Below are 18,157 nucleotides of genomic sequence, written 5' to 3'. Positions count from 1 at the left end.
AACCGGACGAACTGTCCGCGCCTCTGGAGGTTCCCGTGCCCGCACTCACCCTCCGTGAGGTCCTGGCCCTCGACCCGGTCCGCGCCACCGAGCCCGAACTCCTCGCCGGCGAGGCCGCCCTCGACCGCCCCGTGCGCTGGGTCCACTCCAGCGAGGTCTACGAGGGCGCGAACTTCCTCGACGGCGGCGAACTCCTCCTCACCAACGGTTTCGGCCTCACCGACACGGACGCCGAGATCCGCCGCCGCTACGTCCGCGAACTGGCGGCGCGCGGCGCGTCCGGCCTCGCGGTCGAGATCGGCCGCTCCCTCCCGACGATGCCGCCGGAGGTCACGGACGAGGCCCGCCGCCTGGGCCTTCCCCTCCTGGCCCTCCACCGGGTCGTCCCCTTCGTCCGGATCACCGAGGCCGCCAACCGGGCGATCGTGGCCCGGGGCCTGTCCGGCCGTTCCGTCGTACGACCGTGGGGCGACGACCACACGGCCGCGCTCCTGGCCGACCTCGCCGACCGGGCCGCGCTGAACCAGCCCGAGGTCGAGGCGCGGGCGGCACTGGCCGGCTTCCACCCCGGCCCCGGCGCCCGTCTGATCGGCGTCTCGGTACACGGCGCCGCTCGGGATGCGACGGCCGTGGACCGGGCGGTACGGCTGCTGGGCGGGGCGAGCGCGCTGCGGGCGGCGTTCCCGGGCGACGTACTGACGCTCCTTGCACTACCGGGTTCCGTCTCCGGCGACCCCATCCGTACCGTCCAGGAGGCCTTCCGTACGGCCGCCGACCCCGGGCTGACCGTCGCGGTCGGCCACGCGGTAGAGGCGGGCAGCGGCTGGCTCCGCTGGAGCGACACACTACGGGCGGCCCGTACGACACTGGAGCTGGCGCTGACGGTCCCGGCCGCCGAACCCGCCCTGCCCGACGGCCCGTTGGTGACCTCGGCGCGGGCACTGGCGCTGGAACGGGAGCTGACCCGCGGCGGCATCGACACCAACCGCGACCGCCTGGCCCGCCTGGTCCAGCACGCGCTGGGCCCACTGCTGGCCTGGGAGGCGGCGCACCCCAGCGACCTGGTCCGAACGCTGGAGGTACACCTGCGCCACGGCTGCTCCCCGACCCGCACGGCAGCCCTCCTCCACATCGGCCGCCAGTCCCTCTACCAACGCCTGGAGCGCATCGAGTCGTTGCTCGGCCTGGAGATCGACGACCCGGATCTGCTGGGGGAGTTGCTGGCGGCGGTGTGCGCGCATCGGGTGGTACGGGGGATGGGGGCGACTCAGGTACGGGGCTTGCGGACGGTGGCGTAGAAACAGCCACCCCCGCCGGTCAGCCGGGATTCGCGGCGACCGAGCGCCAGATCCGCTCCGGCAGTACGCGCGCGGCCTCGTCGAGGTCGAGTTCGACGTCGTCGATGCCGGAGAGCCAGCGGCGGATCACACCGACCAGCGGCCCCAGGACGAGCGACTCGATGAGAGGAAGCGGCAGCGGAGCCAACTCACCGGAATCGACGTGGGTTTGGATCCACAGCCCGAACACCGAGAGCCGGGCCTCCTGGGAGTCGCGCAGTTCCCTGGCCTGGGTCATGTTCCGCTGGTCGGTTCTCGCGGAGTGCAACAGCAGGGCGGCGTCCCGGTGTTCGCGGGCGAAGGCGAGATACGTCCGTACGATCGCGCGGATGCCCGTGCGGGCGGTCCGGGTCGCCTGGAGCGCGATCACCAACTCGCCCAGCAACCGGCTCAACCACCGTTCCGCCAGCGCGTCGAACAGGCCGTCCAGGCTGCCGAAATGGTGGTACAGGCTGCCGAGGCTGACCCCGCTGGCCTTGGTCACCGCGCTGACGGTGAGGCCCTGTTCACCCTGCTCCGCGAACAGGCGCAGCGCGGCGTCGAGGATCAGGTCTGCGGTGACCTCGCCGCGTTGTTGCTTGGGGCTCATGCGGGACAGCGTATGGGGGACCGGTTCTAGAGTGAATTTCTAGAGCAGATTTCTGGAACCCTCTTCCGGTCTGATCACCTCCCGGTCCAGACTTGCTGCTAGCCGGGCCCGCGTCCATCAGTCTCGGGGGATACGGATGGCCGCGGGCCCGGCGCCTGACGTGAACCGGTGCATAGGATCGCCGTCATGCCCCTGCGTCCTGTTCAGGTGAATATCAAGGCGGTCGACGGCTCGGCGCTCGGCCGGTTCTGGGCGGAGGCGCTCGGCTGGGATGCGGTCAGCCCCGGCGTGACGACCTACGTCGGCCCCGCCGGCGGCCTCGTCTGGCCCGAACCGCTCGGCCTCGGCATCGACTTCGTCCCCGTTCCCGAACCCAAGATGTTGAGCAAGAACCGCCTGCACCTCGACCTTGCCACCACCTCTACGACCCACCAGGCGGAGCTGATCGCGCGCCTACGGTCCCTCGGTGCGAGCCCCGTCGACGCAGGCCAGGTCGATGTCCCGTGGACTGTCCTCGCCGACCCGGAGGGCAACGAGTTCTGTGTGCTCGAACCTCGGGAGATCTACCTGGACACCGGGCCGATCGCCGCCGTGGTGATCGACTGCGTGGATCCGCGGGCGATGGCCCGGTTCTGGGGCGAGGCGACGGACTGGACCGTGCGTGAACTGGCCGACGACCACGCGTCGTTGCGCTCGCCCAAGGGTGTCGGCCCGTACCTGGAATTCCTCCGCACACCTGACGCCAAAACCGTGCCGGACCGTATTCACCTCGACCTGATGCCGTATCCCGGTGACGACAAGGCGGCGGAGGTCGACCGGCTCCGTGCTCTGGGCGCAACCGATCTCGATGTCGGCCAGGGTGATGTTCCGTGGACGTGCTTGACGGATCCGGAAGCCCACGAGTTCTGCGTTCTGACGTTGTCGTGACGCGGGGCCTTGTTGGTGCCCCGCCAGTTGGAATGTGAACGTTGGGCCACTCGCTTCTTTGTGAGTGTCGGGATTGTGTGAGCCGAGTAAAGGGCGCTCCCTGCGGTCGCGTCGGCTGCGCCGATTTCGCTGCGCTCCACCCTTGACTCGGCTCACACAATCCCGTTTGAGAAGCGAGCGAGCGGCCCGGAGGAATGGGTGGCCGACCTGTGAATGCCCTTGCCTGTGCTGCGTTGTGGCCCGGTGTGGAGGAGGCGCGCTGGCGTCTCGCCTGCACGCCGGGTCGGCTTAGCGGCCAACGCCGAGTGGGGGCTTCCGAGGCGGGACGGGAGCATGACGGCATTCGGTGCCTGCGGTGTGCGGGGACGCGTCTGCGTCTCGCCTGCACGCCGGGTCGGCTCAGCGGCCAACGCCCGGTGGGGACTTCCGGGGCGACGAGAACGGGACGAGAACGAGACGACATTCGGGGCCTGCGGCGCGTGGGGACGTGTTCGCGTCTCGCCTGCACGCCGGGCGGGCGGTTTAGCGGCTGGCAGTGGGTGGGGGGCTTTCGTGCGAGATTCTGGTTCTGCGTGCGTGTAGGGGTGGGCTGGTGTCTTGCTGGTATGCCGGGTCGGCTTGGCGGCTTTCGCCTGGTGGGGACTTCCGTCGGAAGCCTCCGGGGCGGGCGGAAGCTTTCAGGTCGGCAGGGAGGTTCCAGGTCAGCCAGCCAGCCAGCCAGCCAGCCAGCCAGCCGGTCATGGTCAGTCAGTTGGTCGGTTCTGGGGATGGCCTGGCCGGCGGCAGGTCCTCGTCTGCCGATCGGCCTCCCTGTCGGGGTGTCGGTCCGCAGAAGGGTGACAGTCCGGGGAGGAGTGTCACCCTTCCCTGACTCGGTAGCCCCCGCCCCGGGTCTTCCGTCCTGCCCTGCCGACCCTAGTCCTCTCTGGAAGCTGGGGTCTTTTCTAACCGGTCAAGGTGCATGACGGTGGTTAGTTTTACCCCCAGCCTCCAGCACCCACCCATCTCCACCCGTCTCCCCTCACCGGCCGGTAGTCGCTGAGCCGGCCCGATGTGCAAGGCGGACTGTCGGCGCACGCCTGCGGGCCGCAGGTCTTGGGTCTCCTGTTCCGGAAGTCCCCACTCGCCGTTGGCCGCTGGGCCGGCCCGGCGTGCTGGTGAGACGCGAGTGCGCCCCTGCGCGTCGCAGGTCCGGAGTCTCGTACGGAAGTCCCCGCCGGGCGTTGGCCGCTGAGTCGGCCCGGCGTGCAGGCGAGACGGCAGCGCGAACCCTCCACACCGGCCCGCAACGCAGTACAGGCAAGGGCATTCACAGGTCGGCCACCCATTCCTCTGGGCTGCTCGCTCGCTTCTGGAACGGGGTGGAGCGGGTCGTGTCAAGGGTGGAGCGGAGCGGAATCGGCGTAGCCGACGCGACCGTAGGGAGCGCCCTTTACTCGGGCCGTGGAAGCCCGACACTGGCTGAGAAGCGAGTGGCCCAACGGTCACGTATGAACAGGCGCTCACTAAAACACCGGCTCCAACACCGCGTAGTCCGCGAAGCAACGGTGATAGCGAGTGTGCCGAGTCTCCTGTGTGTGCTTCCGCTGCCACTCCTCGACCTCGCCCGGGTTGCCGTACGGCCCGGACGTCGCGTCGCAGTCGTCCTCGTCGCCGGACACGCAACGGGCTTCGTACTCCGGTTCCGCGCCAGGGTCCTGCGCGATCGCGTACGGCACGAACCGGAAGATCCGCCGGTGTTGGATCTCGTGGTCCCGGTGCTGGTGCCGACGGAGGAGGACGTTCGCGTCGGTCTCGGCGGTGCCGTCGTTGCGGGCGCGGGCGTCGGCCCGGAGGGAGGCGAGGTCGGCGCAGGCCGGACAGTCGGGGATGGGGGAGGGGGGCGTGGTGATGTCGTACGGGACGGAATTCCCCACCCAGGAACGGGAGTTGGCGGCCTTTACGCTCGCGATCAGCCGTTCCTGGGGTGTAGCAGGACGTACGGCTTCCGGTGCAGCCTCCCACTCCCGGCCGCCGCCGACCGGGCGAAGCATCGTGTAGGGGCCTGCCTTGCCTCGGTATTCACCCACCCTGTTCGTACTGATGTCGTAGACGAGTGTTCCTTGTTCGATCTGATTCGCGATCGGCTCAACCATGTTCACTCCGGGGCCACTTCATCACTCTGGGTGTATTGAGAGTCGCCCAGGGGAACGGTGCGTATCAACGCTTGGCGCGTGCCATTGGGCCATTGCCACGGAGGGGAGGTCGGTTCTGTGTCCTATCGCAATGCGGAGGCCACGGGCGGAGTCAGCAACGCGGCGTTGTTCGGAGATCTGTTACGCCACTATCGCGAGGCCGTGTTGCTGACTCAGGAGGCGCTGGGGAGGCAGATCCCCTGCGACCGTTCGCACGTGGCGAAGGTGGAGGCGGGGACACGGGTCCCACAGGAGTCGTTCGTCAAGAAGTGCGACGAACTCCTCGGCACGGGTGGGGTGTTGCTGCGCATGTGGCGCCACATCGACTGGTACCCCGAGGTGCAGCATCCCGATTGGTTCGAGAAGCGCGCCGAGATGGATGCCCAGGCGGTTGCGTTGCGGGAGTATCAGGAGCGCGTCATTCCCGGCATGTTGCAGACTCCGGCCTACGCGCATGCCCTGTTCTCCCGGATCGCCAGCGGCGACGAGGTGGATGAGCGCGTCCGGGCCAGGCTGAGCCGCCAACCGCGCTTCTTCGGTGAGGACGGCCCTCTATACGTCGCCGTCCTGGACGAGAGCTGCCTGCGTAACGCGGTGGGGAGTCCGGAGGTCATGCGGGGCCAATGTGCGCACCTGCTGGCTGTCGGGCGGCGCCCCAACATCCGTATCCAGGTGGCTCCTGCGGCTCTCTTCGGGCTCCTTCGCCCCAGTGGTTCGATGTCGTTGATCAAGCTGCCTGACGGGCATGAATGGGTGTACTCGGAGTCGCTGGACCGGGGGCATTTCAACGACGATCCGGCCGTTTTCGCGGGCCATAGTCAGGCCTATGATGTGCTCAGGGCGGACATCCCGTCGGCCCGCGAATCCGCCGCTCTGATCAGCGACGTGATGGAGGGTTACGAGCACCATGGACAGGCACGAACTCGGCGCGGTGACCTGGATCAAGAGCAGCTACAGCGACAGCAACGGCGGCAACTGCGTCGAAATCGCCCTCGCTTTCCCCGCCGTGGTGCCGGTGCGTGACAGCAAGGTCTCCGAGGGCACGGTGCTGATGGTGCCGCGTTCTGCGTGGTCTGCATTCACGGAGGCGCTGCGATGACCTGGATCAAGAGCAGCTACAGCGACAGCAACGGTGGCGACTGCGTCGAAATCGCCCTCGCTTTCCCCGCCGTGGTGCCGGTGCGTGACAGCAAGGCCTCCGAGGGCCCGGTGCTGATGCTCACCCGCTCTGCCTGGTCAGCTTTCGTCTCGACCATCCGCGAAAACACCTTCGACCGCTGACCAGGCCCGGCGTAACGCCCCTAATCTTTTAGGGGCGCGGGGAACTGCGCGACCAGCCCCCACCGGCCCGCAGCGAGCAACCAACCCTCAGCCCCCCACCTTCAGCAACAACTTCCCCGTACTCGTGCGCGTCCCCATCACCCGGTGTGCTTCCGCCGCCCCCTCCAGCCCGAACTCCACAGTCACCGGCAACGACAGCACCCCGTCGACCACAGTCGCGAACGCCTGCCCGGTCAGGATTCGTAGCGCCGCCGGGTCCGTCGTCGCCAGGGTGAGGATAGAGAACCCGGACACCGACAACGCACCGGGATACAAATCAAGTTGGCCCACCCGCCACGGCTCCGCCGAACTCGCGTTGCCGAAAGAGACCAGGCGGCCGAAGGTAGCAAGGGAAGCCAGGCCGGCGCGCAGCGTCTCGCCGCCGACCGGGTCAAGGACGAGATCCACCCCGCGCCCACCCGTCGCGGCCCGCACCGCCGTCGCGAACTCCCCCACGAACACCTCGTCGTAGCCGTACCCGCGCGCGAACTCCCCCTTCGCCGCACTCGACACGACCCCGTGCACGGAACCCGCCCCGGCAGCCCGCGCCAACTGCCCCACCACCGTGCCGATTCCGCCCGCCGCACCCTGCACGAGGATCGTCTCGCCGGGTTGCAGTCGGCCGACCGTGTGGACGAGGGCGTAGGCGGTCGGGAGGACGGTCGGGAGGGTGGCGGCCGTGCGGAGGTCGACGCCGGCGGGGAGCGGGAAGACGGTCACCGCGTCGGCGACGACCACGTCCGCGTACGCGCCGCCCGCTGTCAGGGCGGCCACCTCCTGGCCCACGGTGAGACCCTCGACGCCGGCGCCGATCTCCCGTACGCGTCCCGAGGCCTCAAGTCCCGGTACGAAAGGGAGACTTGGCACCCGGTACCCCTCGCCCCGCGCCTTGAGGTCGGCGAAGTTCACCCCGGTGTACGCCACGTCGATGGTGACTTGGCCGGGGCCCGGTCGAGGGATCTCCGTCTCCACGACCTTCAGGACCTCGGGGCCGCCGTACTCCTGGATCTCCACCGCGCGCATGCCGGACTCCCCGCTCGACTGTTCAATGAAAAGCGAACACTCGCGAGTGTATGGTTTTCGTCGAACACTCGGCAAGCGGGAGCATGAGGCGGAGGCGGAGGGCGGGCATGACGCAGCGAACCGGCAGCGGCGGCAGCACGGGCAGTCACCGTGCCGCCCCCGAACACACCCACCCCGACGACGTCCCCGTAGGGACCGCCCTCGCCGCCCTCGCCGACCCCGTACGCCTCACCCTCGTAAGGGAGTTGGCGGGGTCGGCGGACTGGACCCGAACCTGCGGCAGCTTCGACGTGCCGGTGGGCAAGGCCGCGCTGAGCCATCACTTCGCCGTGCTGCGCGGTGCCGGGGTCGTGGAGCAGCGGGACGAGGGGCCCAAGCGGGTCAATCGGCTGCGGCGGGACGAGTTCAGTGCGCGGTTTCCGGGGCTGCTGGAACTCGTCCTGCGAGACGCCTGAGCACCACATACAGCACCGCGCTCAGCACGAACCCCACGATCGGCGTGCTGTCGCCGAAGGACGGCCAGTGCTTCGGGACGTAGCCGACGTAGTCCTCCTGGTTGGAGAAGAGGGGGACCGAGACCGCGACGCCGATCAACAGGGCTGCCAGGCCCGGCCAGTTGGTGAAGGTGGGGTCGGTGAGGCGGGGGGCCAGGTCTTCGGTGGGCGTGCGGGACTGGAACCAGCGTTCCACCAGGACCACGCCGAGCCAGGGTGCCACCCAGTACGCGATCACCAGCAGGAACGCCTCGTACGCCGAACCCGCGTCGGACAGTGACGCCCACGCCGCCGCCGTACCGGCCACGCCCGACACCACCACCAGGACGCTGCGGTTGAGCCACGCGGGGAGCTTCAGGCCCAGCGCGGTGAGGGAGATCGCGCCGGAGTAGACGTTCAGGGCGTTCGCCGAGATCGCGCCGAGGATGATCGCGATCAGTACCAAGTCGGCGAGCCAGGACGGGAGATGGCCGGTGAAGGCCGCCGTGGGCGTTGCGTCCTTGGGGGCCAGCAGCGTTGCCGAGGCCGCGCCCATCACCGCCACGAAGGTGACGGACACGAACAGGCCGACCGCCGGGTAGAGGACCGTCCTGAACTTGTTCGCCGTACGGGGGAGATAGCGCGCGTAGTCCGTGGCGTACGGGTTCCAGCCCGCCGCGTAGCCCCAGGCCGCGCTGAACGCGAGGAGGAAGCCGCCTATGCCGCCGCCCGTGCCGCCCGCGCCCAGGTGCGCGTCCTTGAAGGTCCACACGCCGGCCAGCAGGAAGATCACCGCCAGCGCCGGGAACGCGTACTTCTCGAAGGTGTGCACGAAGTTGTGGCCGATGAAGCCGATGAGGATCTCGGCCACGACCACGAGCAGCAGGGACGGGAGGGGGCGCAGGCCGGTGAGCGTGTTGAGCGCGAACGCCGCGCTCACGCTGTTCACCGCGAACCAACCGACGCCCGCCACAAGGCCGTTGGCCGCCGACGGAATGATGTTGCCGCGGAAACCGAAGGAGAAGCGGCCGATCACCATCTGCGGGACGCCGAAGCGCGGGCCGTCCAGGGAGAGGAAGCCCTGCGTGATCGCGCCGAGGGCGGTGCCCAGGACGATCGCCGCGGTCGCCTGCCAGAAGCTCAGGCCGAAGAAGAGAACCGCGATCACGCCGATGTAGACGGTCGCGAACTCGATGTTGGGGGAGGCCCAGGTCCAGAGGAGCTGGAGCGGGCTGCCGTGGCGTTCGGCATCGGGGATCGGTTCGGCACCGGCCGTCTCTACGGCGATGACCTTGTCACCGTATTCGGGGGCGAGGGTGCCGGTCGATTCGGCGGGAGCAGTCGTCATGCGAGGTAAGTGTCCGGTTCCTGCCGGTCCGGGCCCAGAGGCGCAATGTCCGCATCGGGGCGCTCGGCGGCGTACAACCTGCACGTATCCCTGGGTCCCGCGGGACTACTGCTCCGTCTTCGGGTCCGGCTTGGGGTCGTCCTTGTTCAGGGACTTCAGGAACTCGGGGTTGTCGTCCGGCGCGATCCACCGGCCCTGCGCGCCCTGCGCCCCGGCCGGCTCGCGCCGCGGCCTGCCCGCGATCAGCCAGGCGATCGGGCCCACCAGCACCTCGCCGAAGAGCAGGATGACGAACACCCACGCCAGCTTCGGCATGCCCCGTACGTCCTCCTCGGGCGTGTTCAGGCAGTCCACGAAGGCGTAGATCCACAGAGCCAGGACCAGCAGGAAGGGCAGATACCTGAGCATGGCGGCGAGATTCTCCTGAGTGGTGGGACGGCCCCGGTGACGGGGTCAGGTTAGCGGGTGGCAGATACTTGGACACATGGCTTACGACGATCTTCGCTCCCTGCTCAGGGCACTGGAGCGCGAGGGCGACCTCAAGCGCATCAAGGCCGAGGTGGACCCGTATCTGGAGGTCGGGGAGATCGTCGACCGGGTCCAGAAGGCCGGTGGGCCCGCGCTTCTCTTCGAGAATGTGCGTGGCGCGAGCATGCCGCTCGCCATGAACGTCTTCGGGACCGACCGGCGGCTGCTGAAAGCGCTGGGGCTGAAGTCGTACGGCGATATCTCGGACAAGATCGGCGGGCTGCTGCGGCCCGAGCTGCCGCAGGGGTTCGTGGGGGTGCGGGACGCCTTCGGGAAGCTGGGGTCGATGACCCATGTGCCGCCGAGGAAGGTCAAGGACGCGCCGGTGCAGGAGGTGGTTCTGGAGGGCGACGACGTCGACCTCGATCTGCTGCCCGCGCTGTTCACCTGGCCGCAGGACGGTGGGTCCTTCTTCAATCTGGGGCTGACTCATACGAAGGACCCGGAGAGCGGGATCCGCAATCTCGGGCTCTATCGGCTCCAGCGGCACGACAAGCGCACCATCGGCATGCACTGGCAGATCCACAAGGACAGCCGGAACCACTACCAGGTCGCGGCCCGGCGCGGGGAGCGGCTGCCCGTCGCGATCGCCTTCGGGTGTCCGCCCGCCGTGACGTACGCTTCCACCGCGCCCCTTCCCGGTGACATCGACGAGTACCTGTTCGCCGGGTTCATCGCGGGGAAGCGGATCGAGATGGTCGACTGCAAGACCGTGCCGTTGCAGGTGCCGGCGCAGGCCGAGGTCGTCATCGAGGGGTGGCTGGAGCCCGGCGAGATGCTGCCGGAGGGGCCGTTCGGGGACCACACGGGGTTCTATACGCCCCAGGAGCCCTTCCCGGCGCTGACCATCGACTGCGTCACGATGCGGAAGCGGCCGTTGCTTCAGTCGATCGTCGTAGGGCGGCCTCCGACGGAGGACGGACCGCTGGGACGGGCGACGGAGCGGTTCTTCCTGCCGCTGCTGAAGATCATCGTGCCGGACATCGTGGACTACCACCTGCCCGAAGCGGGCGGATTCCACAACTGCGCGATCGTCTCCATCGACAAGAAGTACCCGAAGCACGCGCAGAAGGTGATGCACGCGGTCTGGGGTGCGCACATGATGTCCCTGACCAAGCTGATCGTGGTCGTCGACGCTGATTGCGACGTCCACGATCTGCACGAGGTCGCGTGGCGGGCGCTGGGCAACACGGACTACGCCCGGGACCTGTCGGTCGTGGAAGGACCCGTCGATCATCTCGACCATGCCTCCTACCAGCAGTTCTGGGGTGGCAAGGCGGGGATCGACGCGACGAGGAAGTGGCCCGAGGAGGGCTACACGCGGGACGGCGGCTGGCCCGAGATGGTCCTGTCCGACCCGGAGACGGCGGCGAAGGTCGACCGCCGGTGGAAGGAGTACGGACTTTCGTGAGCAGCGCATCAGCCGCGATCCCGCAGCCGGGGCGCACCAAGGCGTTCCTACGCCTCGTCATGATCGAGCACTCCGTGTTCGCCCTGCCCTTCGCCTATATCGCGGCGCTGACCGCGATGTTCCGGCTGGACGGGAACATCCACTGGGGGCGGCTGCTGCTGGTCACCATCTGCATGGTGGGCCTGCGGACCTTCGCGATGGCGGTGAACCGGATCATCGACCGGGAGATCGACGCCCGTAACCCGCGCACCGCGCACCGGGAGTTGGTCACCGGCGCGATGACGGTCAAGCACGCGTGGACGGGCGCGCTCGTCGCGCTGGTCGTGTTCCTCGGCTCGGCGGCTCTCCTCAACCCCCTCTGCCTGGCGCTGGCCCCCATCGCGGTGATCCCGATGGTGGTCTATCCCTACGGCAAGCGGTTCACGAACTTCCCGCAGGCCATCCTCGGTCTCGCCCAGGCGATGGGCCCGGTCGGCGGCTGGCTGGCGATCACCGGCGAGTGGTCCTGGGACGCGGTGATCCTCGGTCTCGCCGTCGGCATCTGGATCGGCGGCTTCGACCTGATCTACGCCTGCCAGGACATCGAGACCGACCGTGAGATCGGTGTGATGTCGGTGCCGGCGCGCTTCGGCATCCCGGCGTCCATCTGGGGCGCGCGGGTCTGCCACGCGATCACCACGGCCCTCCTCGCCTGGTACGGCGCGGCGACCGGCGCGGGCGCCTTCTACTGGTTCGGGCTGCTGATCGTCGCGGGCGCGTTCCTGTACGAGCACTCGATCGTCCGGCCGCATGACCTTTCCCGGCTGAACAGGGCGTTCTTCAGCGTCAACGGGTTCATCGGGATCGCCCTGTTCGTGTGTGCGCTACTCGATCTCTTGGTTCGGGGTCTGACGGTCTGAGCGGGCGCTGAGCGCGTCACGCGTACGCGTGTCGGTGCGGGGGCCCTTACGCGCTCAGCGCGCCGCGCTGCTCGACGGGAGTGCGCCGCCGGAACACGAACGCCGCCCCCATCCCCGCCGCCAGCCCGATCAGGTGGGCCTGCCAGCTGACCCCCGACTGCGTGGGCGCGAGCCCGAACAGGATCGACGTGCCCCAGACCGCGCCGATGAGCAGGCCGACGGCGATGCCCAGGGGGCGGCGCTCGACGAAGCCGGTGATCAGCAGGAAGCCGAAGAGGCCGAAGATCAGGCCGGAGGCGCCCGCCGTGTTGGTGTGGGCCGGGGATATGAGCCACACGCCCAGACCGTCCGCGACGATGATCAGCGCGCTGACCGCGGCGAACCGCCGGATCCCGCCCAGCGCGGCGAGGAAGCCGAACACCAGCAACGGCACACTGTTCGCCGCCACATGCGCGAAGCCGAAGTGGATGAACGCCGCCGGCACGATGTCCAGCAGCTCGGACGGCTCGCGCGGGACGATCCCGAGGCTGTCGAGGGCGTGGCCGGACACCACGTCCACCACTTCGAGCAGCCACAACAGCGCGACCCAGCCCACCATCAGCTTGGCCGCGGCCTTCGCACGGTCACCCTGCGACCACTCCGACTGCATACCGGACATGGCACCCCCCACGGTCCACTCGCGGTCCACTCGTCCCCACAGAAGAACGCCCCGGCACCCTTGACCGGTTCCCGTCCCGCGACGCCAGCTAGGCTCGGTGTCGTGAACCCAGTCAAGCCAGGAGAGACGCCGCGTACGCCTTGGATCGTAGGGGTGTCCGGCGCTTCCGGCACCCCATACGCGGCTGCCGTGCTGCGCGCGCTCCTCGACGCCGGCGAGAGTGTCGACCTCGTGGTGTCCAGGGCGTCCCGGCTCACGCTCCTCGACGAGACGGGGATCTCGTTCCGGGACGCGCACTGGCAGGACGACCTGCGCGAATGGCTGGCCCGCGGCGCCGACGGCAAGCCCGGCACCTTCCGGCCCGCCATCGACACCGACGCCGTACGGCACTGGAGCGCGGGCGACCTCGCGGCGGGGCCGTCCTCGGGGTCGTACCCCTCGAAGGGGATGATCGTCGTGCCCGCGTCGACCGCCTGTGTCGCGGGGGTCGCCCTCGGGCTGAGCAAGGACCTGTTGCAGCGGGCGGCGAGCGTGACCCTCAAGGAGCGCCGCCCCCTGGTGGTCGCCGTACGCGAGACGCCGTTGAACGGGCAGACGCTGCGGCACCTCGTGACCCTGGACGACCTGGGTGCCGCCGTGGTGCCGGCCTCACCCGGGTTCTACGCCGGAGCCACCCACATCCAGGACCTGGTGGACTTCGTCGCCGGGCGGGTCCTGGACTCGGCGGGCGTCGCACACGAGCTGTACCGGCGGTGGACGGGCGACCTCGGGGACGCCCGCGCCATCAACTGACGTACGGCATCGGCACATTCAGCTTCATTCACTTCATCCTCATCGTCATCACCGGAAGGCAATCGATCGCATGGACGCGGTGGACAGGCAGCTCATCCAGGCCCTGAGAGAGAACGGCCGGGCCTCCTACGCGGAGCTGGGGCGCCTCGTCGGCCTGTCGGGACCCAGTGTCACCGACCGCATCAACCGGCTGGAGGCGGCCGGTGTCATCACCGGCTACCGCGCGACCGTCGACTCGGCCTCCCTCGGCCTCGGCGTCATCGCCCTGATCGGCATCTCGCTCTCCGACGCCGCCGACCACGAGGACGTGGCGCGCCGGATGAAGGACCTCAGCGAGATCGAGGACTGCTGGTTCATCGCGGGCGAGGACTCGTTCATGCTCAAGGTGCGGGCACCGGACGTGGACGGCCTGGAGAAGACCATCCGGCGGCTCAGCGGGACCAAGGGCGTCTCCCGTACCCGTACCACGATCGTGCTCTCCACGAAGTGGGAGAACCGGGTCGGAGAGCTGCCGGAAGAGTCGTAGAGGTCTAGGCGTACCGTTGAGCAAGCTGTCTTAGGAAGAGGTATGGGCATGGATGTCGGGCTCAAGCGCGAGCTGGAGCAGAAGGTCCGCTCCGGTGAGCGGCTGTCCCGCGAGGACGGCATCGCGCTGTACGAGTCGGACGACCTGGCCTGGCTGGGCGGGCTGGCGCACGAGGTGCGGACGCGGAAGAACGGCGATGTCGTCCACTTCAACGTCAACCGCCACCTCAACATGACCAACGTGTGCACCGCGTCCTGCGCGTACTGCTCGTTCCAGCGCAAGCCGGGCGAGAAGGACGCGTACACGATGCGCATCGAGGAGGCCGTCCGCCTCGCCAAGGCGATGGAGGGCGAGAACCTCACCGAGCTGCACATCGTCAACGGCCTGCACCCGAACCTGCCGTGGCGCTACTACCCGCGCTCCCTGAGCGAGCTGAAGAAGGCCCTCCCGGAGGTCTCGCTGAAGGCCTTCACGGCCACGGAGATCCATCACTTCGAGACGATCTCCGGGCTGAGCGCGAGTGAGATCCTCGACGAGTTGATCGACGCGGGCCTCGAATCCCTCACCGGCGGCGGCGCGGAGATCTTCGACTGGGAGGTCCGCCAGCACATCGTGGACCACCGCACGCACTGGGAGGACTGGTCGCGCATCCACCGGCTGGCCCACGAGAAGGGTCTCAAGACCCCGTGCACCATGCTCTACGGCCATATCGAGGAGCCGCGTCACCGCGTGGACCACGTGCTGCGGCTGCGTGAACTCCAGGACGAGACCGGCGGTTTCCAGGTCTTCATCCCGCTGCGCTACCAGCACGACTTCGTGGACATGAAGGACGGGAAGGTACGGAATCGTCTGCAAGCGCGGACGCAGATGGCCACCGGCGCCGAGGCGTTGAAGACCTTCGCGGTCTCGCGGCTGCTGTTCGACAACGTCCCGCACGTCAAGGTCTTCTGGGTCATGCACGGCGTCCAGACCGCCCAACTGGCCCTCCAGCACGGCGCGGACGACATGGACGGCTCGGTCGTCGAGTACAAGATCACGCACGACGCCGACAACTACGGCACCCCGAACAAGCTCACCCGCGACGACCTCCTCGACCTGATCCGCGACGCCGGTTTCCAGCCGGTCGAGCGGAACACGCGCTACGAGATCATCCGCGAGTACGACGGTCCGGACCCGGCGCGGCGCGAGTCCCCGCAGCCGATGCGAGTGTGAGAACGGCACGATGGCACTGACGTTTGAACTGGACCCTCCGATATCCCCCGCCCTGCGCGAGGGCCTCCTCACCCTCTGGGCGGACGTCACCAACGCGGGCGGCTCGGTCGGATTCGTGGCGCCGATCACGGTGGACGACGTCCGGCCCGAGCTGGTGAAGCACTTCGTGGCGATGGTGGAGGGCCGCATCCGGCTGCTGGTCGGCCGGGACGAGACGGGCGAGGTGGCCGCGACGGCGTTCATCTCGTTCAACACGCACCGCCTGATGCGGCACTGGGTGTGGCTCTACACGGTGATGGTCCACCCCCGCCACCAGGGCCGGGGCTACGGCCGCGACCTGCTCGCCGCCGCCGAGGAAGCGGCCCGCGGCCTCGACGGAGTCGACGCGATCCGCCTCACCTGCCGGGGCGGCCACGGTCTGGAGCGGTTCTACGGCTCCTGCGGCTACAAGGAGGTCGGCCGGGTGCCCGGCGCGATCCGGGTCGCGCCGGGGGACGACCGGGACGACATCTTCATGCTGCTGCCGCTGTTGTGACCCCCCTACAAGATCGGGTGCGGCACCGTGCTTCACTGGTTGGTGCCCCTGTTTGGAATCGGAAGAGTGGATTGAGATGTTCCGCTACACGCTGATGCGCGCCGGGGTCTTCGCGGGTTGCCTCGGAGTTGTCTGGGGCCTCGTCTACCTCGGCGTCTTCCCGCGCGGCTTCGGCGAGTCCAACGGCATGTGGATCGTCCTGCTGGCGCTGGTGATCTCGGCGCCGATCAGCTTCGTGGTGCTGCGCGGGGTGCGGGACCGGGCTTCCCTGCAGATCGTCGAGCGGGTCGACCGGATGAAGGCCAACCTGGACGCCAACCGCAGCCAGGAGGACGAGACGGTCGACGCCGCCCAGCCGACGTCCCACCCGCAGGGCCAGACTTCCTGACCCCTGGGCCGAACTACCCTTGGCCCCATGGGTGCCGTGAAGACCAAACGGATGCCGCGTGCGGTCCGTGAGCAGCAGATGCTCGACGCCGCCGTGCAGACCTTCGGGCAGCGCGGTTACATGGCCGCGTCGATGGACGAGATCGCCGAACTCGCGGGCGTGTCCAAGCCGTTGGTGTATCTCTACCTGAACTCGAAGGAAGACCTGTTCACCGCGTGCATCCGGCGCGAGGGCCAGGCGCTCACCGAGTCGGTACGGGCCGGCGTGGACACCGGTTCGACGGCCGACCGCCAACTCTGGGACGGGCTGCGGGCGTTCTTCACGCACACCGCGCAACACCCGGACGGCTGGGCTGTGTTGCACCTCCAGGCCCGCACCCACGGCGAGCCCTTCGCGGCCGAGGTGGCGGCGATGCGCGCCGAACTCGTCGCGTTCGTCACCCAGTTGATCGCGGTCACCGCCCGTGAGGCCCACCGCGACCCCGACCTCGCCGAGCGTGAAGTGGCCGGTCTCGCCGAGGCGTTGGTCGGTGCCGCCGAGTCCCTCGCCGCCTGGTCCAACGTGACGCCGGGCGCCACCGCCAAGCAGGCGGCGGCCACCCTGATGAACTTCGCGTGGGCGGGCCTCGGCAACCTGATGGAGGGGCGGCCCTGGACGCCGCCCAGCGACACCGAGGGCCGCTAGTACCGGGTACGGCGCTCCTTACACCGCTCCCCATCTGCGCAGCGTCGGCGCGACCCGTTGATACCCCACCCGGTACACGGCCTTGGCGCCACGCCGGGCCGCTCCTCGTACGGCCCTCTTCATCCGGCCCGAACCACTCGCGCGCGGCGGGGTGTTCAGCGGGCGGCCCTTCTCGTCGAAGCCGTTGCGGGTCAGGAGGCCGACCAGGTAGATGCCGGCGCGCTCCGGTGTGTAGTAGGGGCGCAGCGTCGGCAGCGGTCCCGCGGCGCGCAGCGCGGCCACGCGGGCGCGGGCGGCGGCGTAGGGGTCGCTCTTGCCGATGCCCTGCGCGGCGGCCCAGGCGGGATCGGGCGACGGCAGGGCGCCGGCGTCGAGTTCGTCCCAGGAGGCCAGGCAGCCGGAGTGGATGAAGTAGTGGTTGCCGTGCGCCTCGCGGACGCCGAAGTCGGTGAGGACCGCCGTGGGGATGCCCCGCTGCATCGACTCCAGCGCGGCGGTGGAGCTGACGGTCACCAGCAGGTCGGTGCGGTCGAGGACCTCGCCCATGTTGCCGTAGACCAACTGGAGGTTGGCGGGGGCGGGTCGGGCCAGGTTCTGGACGAGGAGCTGGTAGGGGTCCGCCTCGACGTGGGTGGTGTGTTCGCCGGGGAGGCTGCGCAGCTTCATCAGGACCTGGCGGTCGGGGTGGCGCCGGGCGTGGGCGGCGGCCCGCTCCAGGAGCCGCAGCCGGTCCTGCCTGCTCTTGGGCACGGAGGGCTGGACGGCGAAGGTGAGGGTGAACGGCCGGTCGGTGGACGGCCGGTATGGCGCGCCGCCGAGGAACGGCAGCGCGCACTCCACCACCGAGTCCGGGTCGACCCCGACGCTCGCGAACGCGGCGCCGAACCGGCGTGCGTCGTAGGCGGAGTTGGCGAGGACGAGGTCGCTGCCGCCGCGGGTCAGCAGTCCGTCGATCATCTTCTCGTAGACGACGCCGACGTATCCGGTGACGGTGATCGGCCGGTGCTCGCGGCCCGCCCAGGCGAGGCCGAGGCTGTGGGTGAGGGCGAGGACCGTGCCGCCGGAGACGGCCATGACGACGATGTCCGCGTCGGCCAGATCCGTGTTGTCGACGAGTTCGGCCGCGGGGAGTTCGCGCGCGGTGTCGGGTTCGATGCCGATCTCGGCGAGCTGCCGCTCGGTGGGCGTCGACCGGCCGCGCAGGAAGTACGCGTCGAGGGCGTGCCCGGGAGCGATCCGCCGGGCCACGGACGCACCCCACTTCCAGCGGGTGTCCGAGTCTGCGAGTACGGCGATGCGTCTGGGGGGCATGGCTCAGGGCCCTTCCTGGCGG

Annotated in this window: 21 protein-coding genes; 14 read left to right on the top strand and 7 right to left on the bottom strand. The window is 69.2% G+C overall.

Going from position 1 to position 18,157, the window contains the following annotated elements:
* Positions 1-35 precede the first annotated feature (35 nt).
* Complete coding sequence (locus tag ACIRRY_RS26120; protein ID WP_403976892.1) at positions 36-1,298, top strand: PucR family transcriptional regulator; 1,263 nt, start codon at positions 36-38, stop codon at positions 1,296-1,298.
* Positions 1,299-1,317: 19 nt separating this feature from the next.
* Here the strand turns inward: ACIRRY_RS26120 and ACIRRY_RS26115 are convergent, their stop codons facing one another.
* Positions 1,318-1,926 carry a TetR/AcrR family transcriptional regulator gene (locus tag ACIRRY_RS26115; RefSeq protein WP_403976890.1) on the bottom strand — a complete coding sequence of 203 codons (609 nt, stop codon included), beginning with the start codon at positions 1,924-1,926 and terminating at the stop codon, positions 1,318-1,320.
* A gap of 186 nt (positions 1,927-2,112) precedes the next feature.
* Between ACIRRY_RS26115 and ACIRRY_RS26110 the strand changes: the two genes are divergently transcribed.
* A complete protein-coding gene (locus ACIRRY_RS26110) occupies positions 2,113-2,853 on the top strand; it encodes a VOC family protein (protein WP_403976888.1) in 741 nt (246 codons plus the stop codon).
* 1,505 nt (positions 2,854-4,358) lie between these two features.
* Here the strand turns inward: ACIRRY_RS26110 and ACIRRY_RS26105 are convergent.
* The gene (locus ACIRRY_RS26105) at positions 4,359-4,988 is read right to left on the bottom strand and encodes a hypothetical protein (protein ID WP_403976886.1); all 630 of its coding nucleotides are present in this window, start codon (positions 4,986-4,988) and stop codon (positions 4,359-4,361) included.
* A gap of 117 nt (positions 4,989-5,105) precedes the next feature.
* On the opposite strand from ACIRRY_RS26105, the gene ACIRRY_RS26100 reads away from it, so the two are divergent.
* The 3 genes from ACIRRY_RS26100 to ACIRRY_RS26090 are packed head-to-tail and all read left to right on the top strand — an operon-like array spanning position 5,106 to position 6,308.
* Entirely contained in the window at positions 5,106-6,050 is a 945-nt protein-coding gene (locus ACIRRY_RS26100) for a Scr1 family TA system antitoxin-like transcriptional regulator (RefSeq protein WP_403976884.1), read from the top strand.
* Positions 6,013-6,126 (top strand): DUF397 domain-containing protein, encoded by a 114-nt coding sequence (locus tag ACIRRY_RS26095; protein WP_403977004.1) that lies wholly within the window; start codon positions 6,013-6,015, stop codon positions 6,124-6,126. Before ACIRRY_RS26100 ends, ACIRRY_RS26095 begins: the two co-directional genes overlap by 38 nt.
* Positions 6,123-6,308 carry a DUF397 domain-containing protein gene (locus ACIRRY_RS26090; protein WP_403976882.1) on the top strand — a complete coding sequence of 62 codons (186 nt, stop codon included), beginning with the start codon at positions 6,123-6,125 and terminating at the stop codon, positions 6,306-6,308. Before ACIRRY_RS26095 ends, ACIRRY_RS26090 begins: the two co-directional genes overlap by 4 nt.
* A gap of 87 nt (positions 6,309-6,395) precedes the next feature.
* Here the strand turns inward: ACIRRY_RS26090 and ACIRRY_RS26085 are convergent, their stop codons facing one another.
* Complete coding sequence (locus tag ACIRRY_RS26085; RefSeq protein ID WP_403976880.1) at positions 6,396-7,370, bottom strand: zinc-binding alcohol dehydrogenase family protein; 975 nt, start codon at positions 7,368-7,370, stop codon at positions 6,396-6,398.
* A 107-nt stretch (positions 7,371-7,477) separates the two neighbouring features.
* Here ACIRRY_RS26085 and ACIRRY_RS26080 point away from each other — a divergent pair, with 107 nt between their 5' ends.
* On the top strand, positions 7,478-7,825 hold the full coding sequence (locus ACIRRY_RS26080) for an ArsR/SmtB family transcription factor (protein ID WP_403976878.1): 348 nt from the start codon (positions 7,478-7,480) through the stop codon (positions 7,823-7,825).
* On the opposite strand, the gene ACIRRY_RS26075 is transcribed toward ACIRRY_RS26080, so the two are convergent.
* A complete protein-coding gene (locus tag ACIRRY_RS26075; RefSeq protein ID WP_403976876.1) occupies positions 7,776-9,191 on the bottom strand; it encodes a purine-cytosine permease family protein in 1,416 nt (471 codons plus the stop codon). The genes ACIRRY_RS26080 and ACIRRY_RS26075 overlap by 50 nt on opposite strands.
* 105 nt (positions 9,192-9,296) lie before the next feature.
* Positions 9,297-9,599, bottom strand: a complete 303-nt coding sequence (locus tag ACIRRY_RS26070) for a PLD nuclease N-terminal domain-containing protein (RefSeq protein ID WP_403976874.1) — start codon at positions 9,597-9,599, stop codon at positions 9,297-9,299.
* A 76-nt stretch (positions 9,600-9,675) separates the two neighbouring features.
* Between ACIRRY_RS26070 and ACIRRY_RS26065 the strand changes: the two genes are divergently transcribed.
* Together ACIRRY_RS26065 and mqnP are read left to right on the top strand one after the other, a co-directional pair.
* Positions 9,676-11,130, top strand: a complete 1,455-nt coding sequence (locus ACIRRY_RS26065) for a menaquinone biosynthesis decarboxylase (RefSeq protein ID WP_403976872.1) — start codon at positions 9,676-9,678, stop codon at positions 11,128-11,130.
* Positions 11,127-12,029, top strand: a complete 903-nt coding sequence (mqnP, locus tag ACIRRY_RS26060; RefSeq protein ID WP_403976870.1) for a menaquinone biosynthesis prenyltransferase MqnP — start codon at positions 11,127-11,129, stop codon at positions 12,027-12,029. The genes ACIRRY_RS26065 and mqnP overlap by 4 nt, the downstream gene beginning before the upstream one ends.
* 46 nt (positions 12,030-12,075) lie before the next feature.
* Here the strand turns inward: mqnP and ACIRRY_RS26055 are convergent, their stop codons facing one another.
* Positions 12,076-12,687, bottom strand: coding sequence for a rhomboid family intramembrane serine protease (locus ACIRRY_RS26055; RefSeq protein WP_403976869.1), 612 nt, complete (start codon positions 12,685-12,687; stop codon positions 12,076-12,078).
* A 153-nt stretch (positions 12,688-12,840) separates the two neighbouring features.
* Between ACIRRY_RS26055 and ACIRRY_RS26050 the strand changes: the two genes are divergently transcribed.
* The 6 genes from ACIRRY_RS26050 to ACIRRY_RS26025 all read left to right on the top strand — a co-directional run bounded on the left by ACIRRY_RS26050 (position 12,841) and on the right by ACIRRY_RS26025 (position 16,824).
* Positions 12,841-13,479, top strand: coding sequence for a UbiX family flavin prenyltransferase (locus ACIRRY_RS26050; RefSeq protein ID WP_403976867.1), 639 nt, complete (start codon positions 12,841-12,843; stop codon positions 13,477-13,479).
* Positions 13,480-13,549: 70 nt separating this feature from the next.
* Complete coding sequence (locus tag ACIRRY_RS26045; protein WP_200686906.1) at positions 13,550-14,005, top strand: Lrp/AsnC family transcriptional regulator; 456 nt, start codon at positions 13,550-13,552, stop codon at positions 14,003-14,005.
* 48 nt (positions 14,006-14,053) lie between these two features.
* Entirely contained in the window at positions 14,054-15,217 is a 1,164-nt protein-coding gene (gene mqnE / locus ACIRRY_RS26040) for an aminofutalosine synthase MqnE (RefSeq protein WP_401951611.1), read from the top strand.
* A gap of 10 nt (positions 15,218-15,227) precedes the next feature.
* The gene (locus ACIRRY_RS26035) at positions 15,228-15,752 is read left to right on the top strand and encodes a GNAT family N-acetyltransferase (protein ID WP_403976864.1); all 525 of its coding nucleotides are present in this window, start codon (positions 15,228-15,230) and stop codon (positions 15,750-15,752) included.
* A gap of 76 nt (positions 15,753-15,828) precedes the next feature.
* Complete coding sequence (locus ACIRRY_RS26030; RefSeq protein ID WP_403976862.1) at positions 15,829-16,140, top strand: DUF4229 domain-containing protein; 312 nt, start codon at positions 15,829-15,831, stop codon at positions 16,138-16,140.
* A 27-nt stretch (positions 16,141-16,167) separates the two neighbouring features.
* Positions 16,168-16,824 carry a TetR/AcrR family transcriptional regulator gene (locus ACIRRY_RS26025; RefSeq protein WP_403976860.1) on the top strand — a complete coding sequence of 219 codons (657 nt, stop codon included), beginning with the start codon at positions 16,168-16,170 and terminating at the stop codon, positions 16,822-16,824.
* 18 nt (positions 16,825-16,842) lie between these two features.
* Here ACIRRY_RS26025 and ACIRRY_RS26020 read toward each other — a convergent pair whose 3' ends face one another.
* Complete coding sequence (locus ACIRRY_RS26020; protein ID WP_403976859.1) at positions 16,843-18,135, bottom strand: DUF6716 putative glycosyltransferase; 1,293 nt, start codon at positions 18,133-18,135, stop codon at positions 16,843-16,845.
* Between the last annotated feature and the right edge of the window lie 22 nt (positions 18,136-18,157).

It is taken from the genome of Streptomyces sp. NPDC101776, assembly GCF_044766845.1.
GTDB lineage: Bacteria > Actinomycetota > Actinomycetes > Streptomycetales > Streptomycetaceae > Streptomyces.
This window is presented reverse-complemented; position numbering and strand designations above follow the sequence as displayed.

Excerpts from the sequence above, each read along its gene's own strand:
- ACIRRY_RS26115 (WP_403976890.1), bottom strand. The coding sequence starts at position 1,926 with ATGAGCCCCAAGCAACAACGCGGCGAGGTCACCGCAGACCTGATCCTC.
- ACIRRY_RS26110 (WP_403976888.1), top strand. The coding sequence starts at position 2,113 with ATGCCCCTGCGTCCTGTTCAGGTGAATATCAAGGCGGTCGACGGCTCG.
- ACIRRY_RS26105 (WP_403976886.1), bottom strand. The coding sequence starts at position 4,988 with ATGGTTGAGCCGATCGCGAATCAGATCGAACAAGGAACACTCGTCTAC.
- ACIRRY_RS26090 (WP_403976882.1), top strand. The coding sequence starts at position 6,123 with ATGACCTGGATCAAGAGCAGCTACAGCGACAGCAACGGTGGCGACTGC.
- ACIRRY_RS26085 (WP_403976880.1), bottom strand. The coding sequence starts at position 7,370 with ATGCGCGCGGTGGAGATCCAGGAGTACGGCGGCCCCGAGGTCCTGAAG.
- ACIRRY_RS26080 (WP_403976878.1), top strand. The coding sequence starts at position 7,478 with ATGACGCAGCGAACCGGCAGCGGCGGCAGCACGGGCAGTCACCGTGCC.
- ACIRRY_RS26075 (WP_403976876.1), bottom strand. The coding sequence starts at position 9,191 with ATGACGACTGCTCCCGCCGAATCGACCGGCACCCTCGCCCCCGAATAC.
- ACIRRY_RS26070 (WP_403976874.1), bottom strand. The coding sequence starts at position 9,599 with ATGCTCAGGTATCTGCCCTTCCTGCTGGTCCTGGCTCTGTGGATCTAC.
- ACIRRY_RS26065 (WP_403976872.1), top strand. The coding sequence starts at position 9,676 with ATGGCTTACGACGATCTTCGCTCCCTGCTCAGGGCACTGGAGCGCGAG.
- ACIRRY_RS26055 (WP_403976869.1), bottom strand. The coding sequence starts at position 12,687 with ATGTCCGGTATGCAGTCGGAGTGGTCGCAGGGTGACCGTGCGAAGGCC.
- ACIRRY_RS26045 (WP_200686906.1), top strand. The coding sequence starts at position 13,550 with ATGGACGCGGTGGACAGGCAGCTCATCCAGGCCCTGAGAGAGAACGGC.
- mqnE (WP_401951611.1), top strand. The coding sequence starts at position 14,054 with ATGGATGTCGGGCTCAAGCGCGAGCTGGAGCAGAAGGTCCGCTCCGGT.
- ACIRRY_RS26035 (WP_403976864.1), top strand. The coding sequence starts at position 15,228 with ATGGCACTGACGTTTGAACTGGACCCTCCGATATCCCCCGCCCTGCGC.
- ACIRRY_RS26030 (WP_403976862.1), top strand. The coding sequence starts at position 15,829 with ATGTTCCGCTACACGCTGATGCGCGCCGGGGTCTTCGCGGGTTGCCTC.
- ACIRRY_RS26025 (WP_403976860.1), top strand. The coding sequence starts at position 16,168 with ATGGGTGCCGTGAAGACCAAACGGATGCCGCGTGCGGTCCGTGAGCAG.
- ACIRRY_RS26020 (WP_403976859.1), bottom strand. The coding sequence starts at position 18,135 with ATGCCCCCCAGACGCATCGCCGTACTCGCAGACTCGGACACCCGCTGG.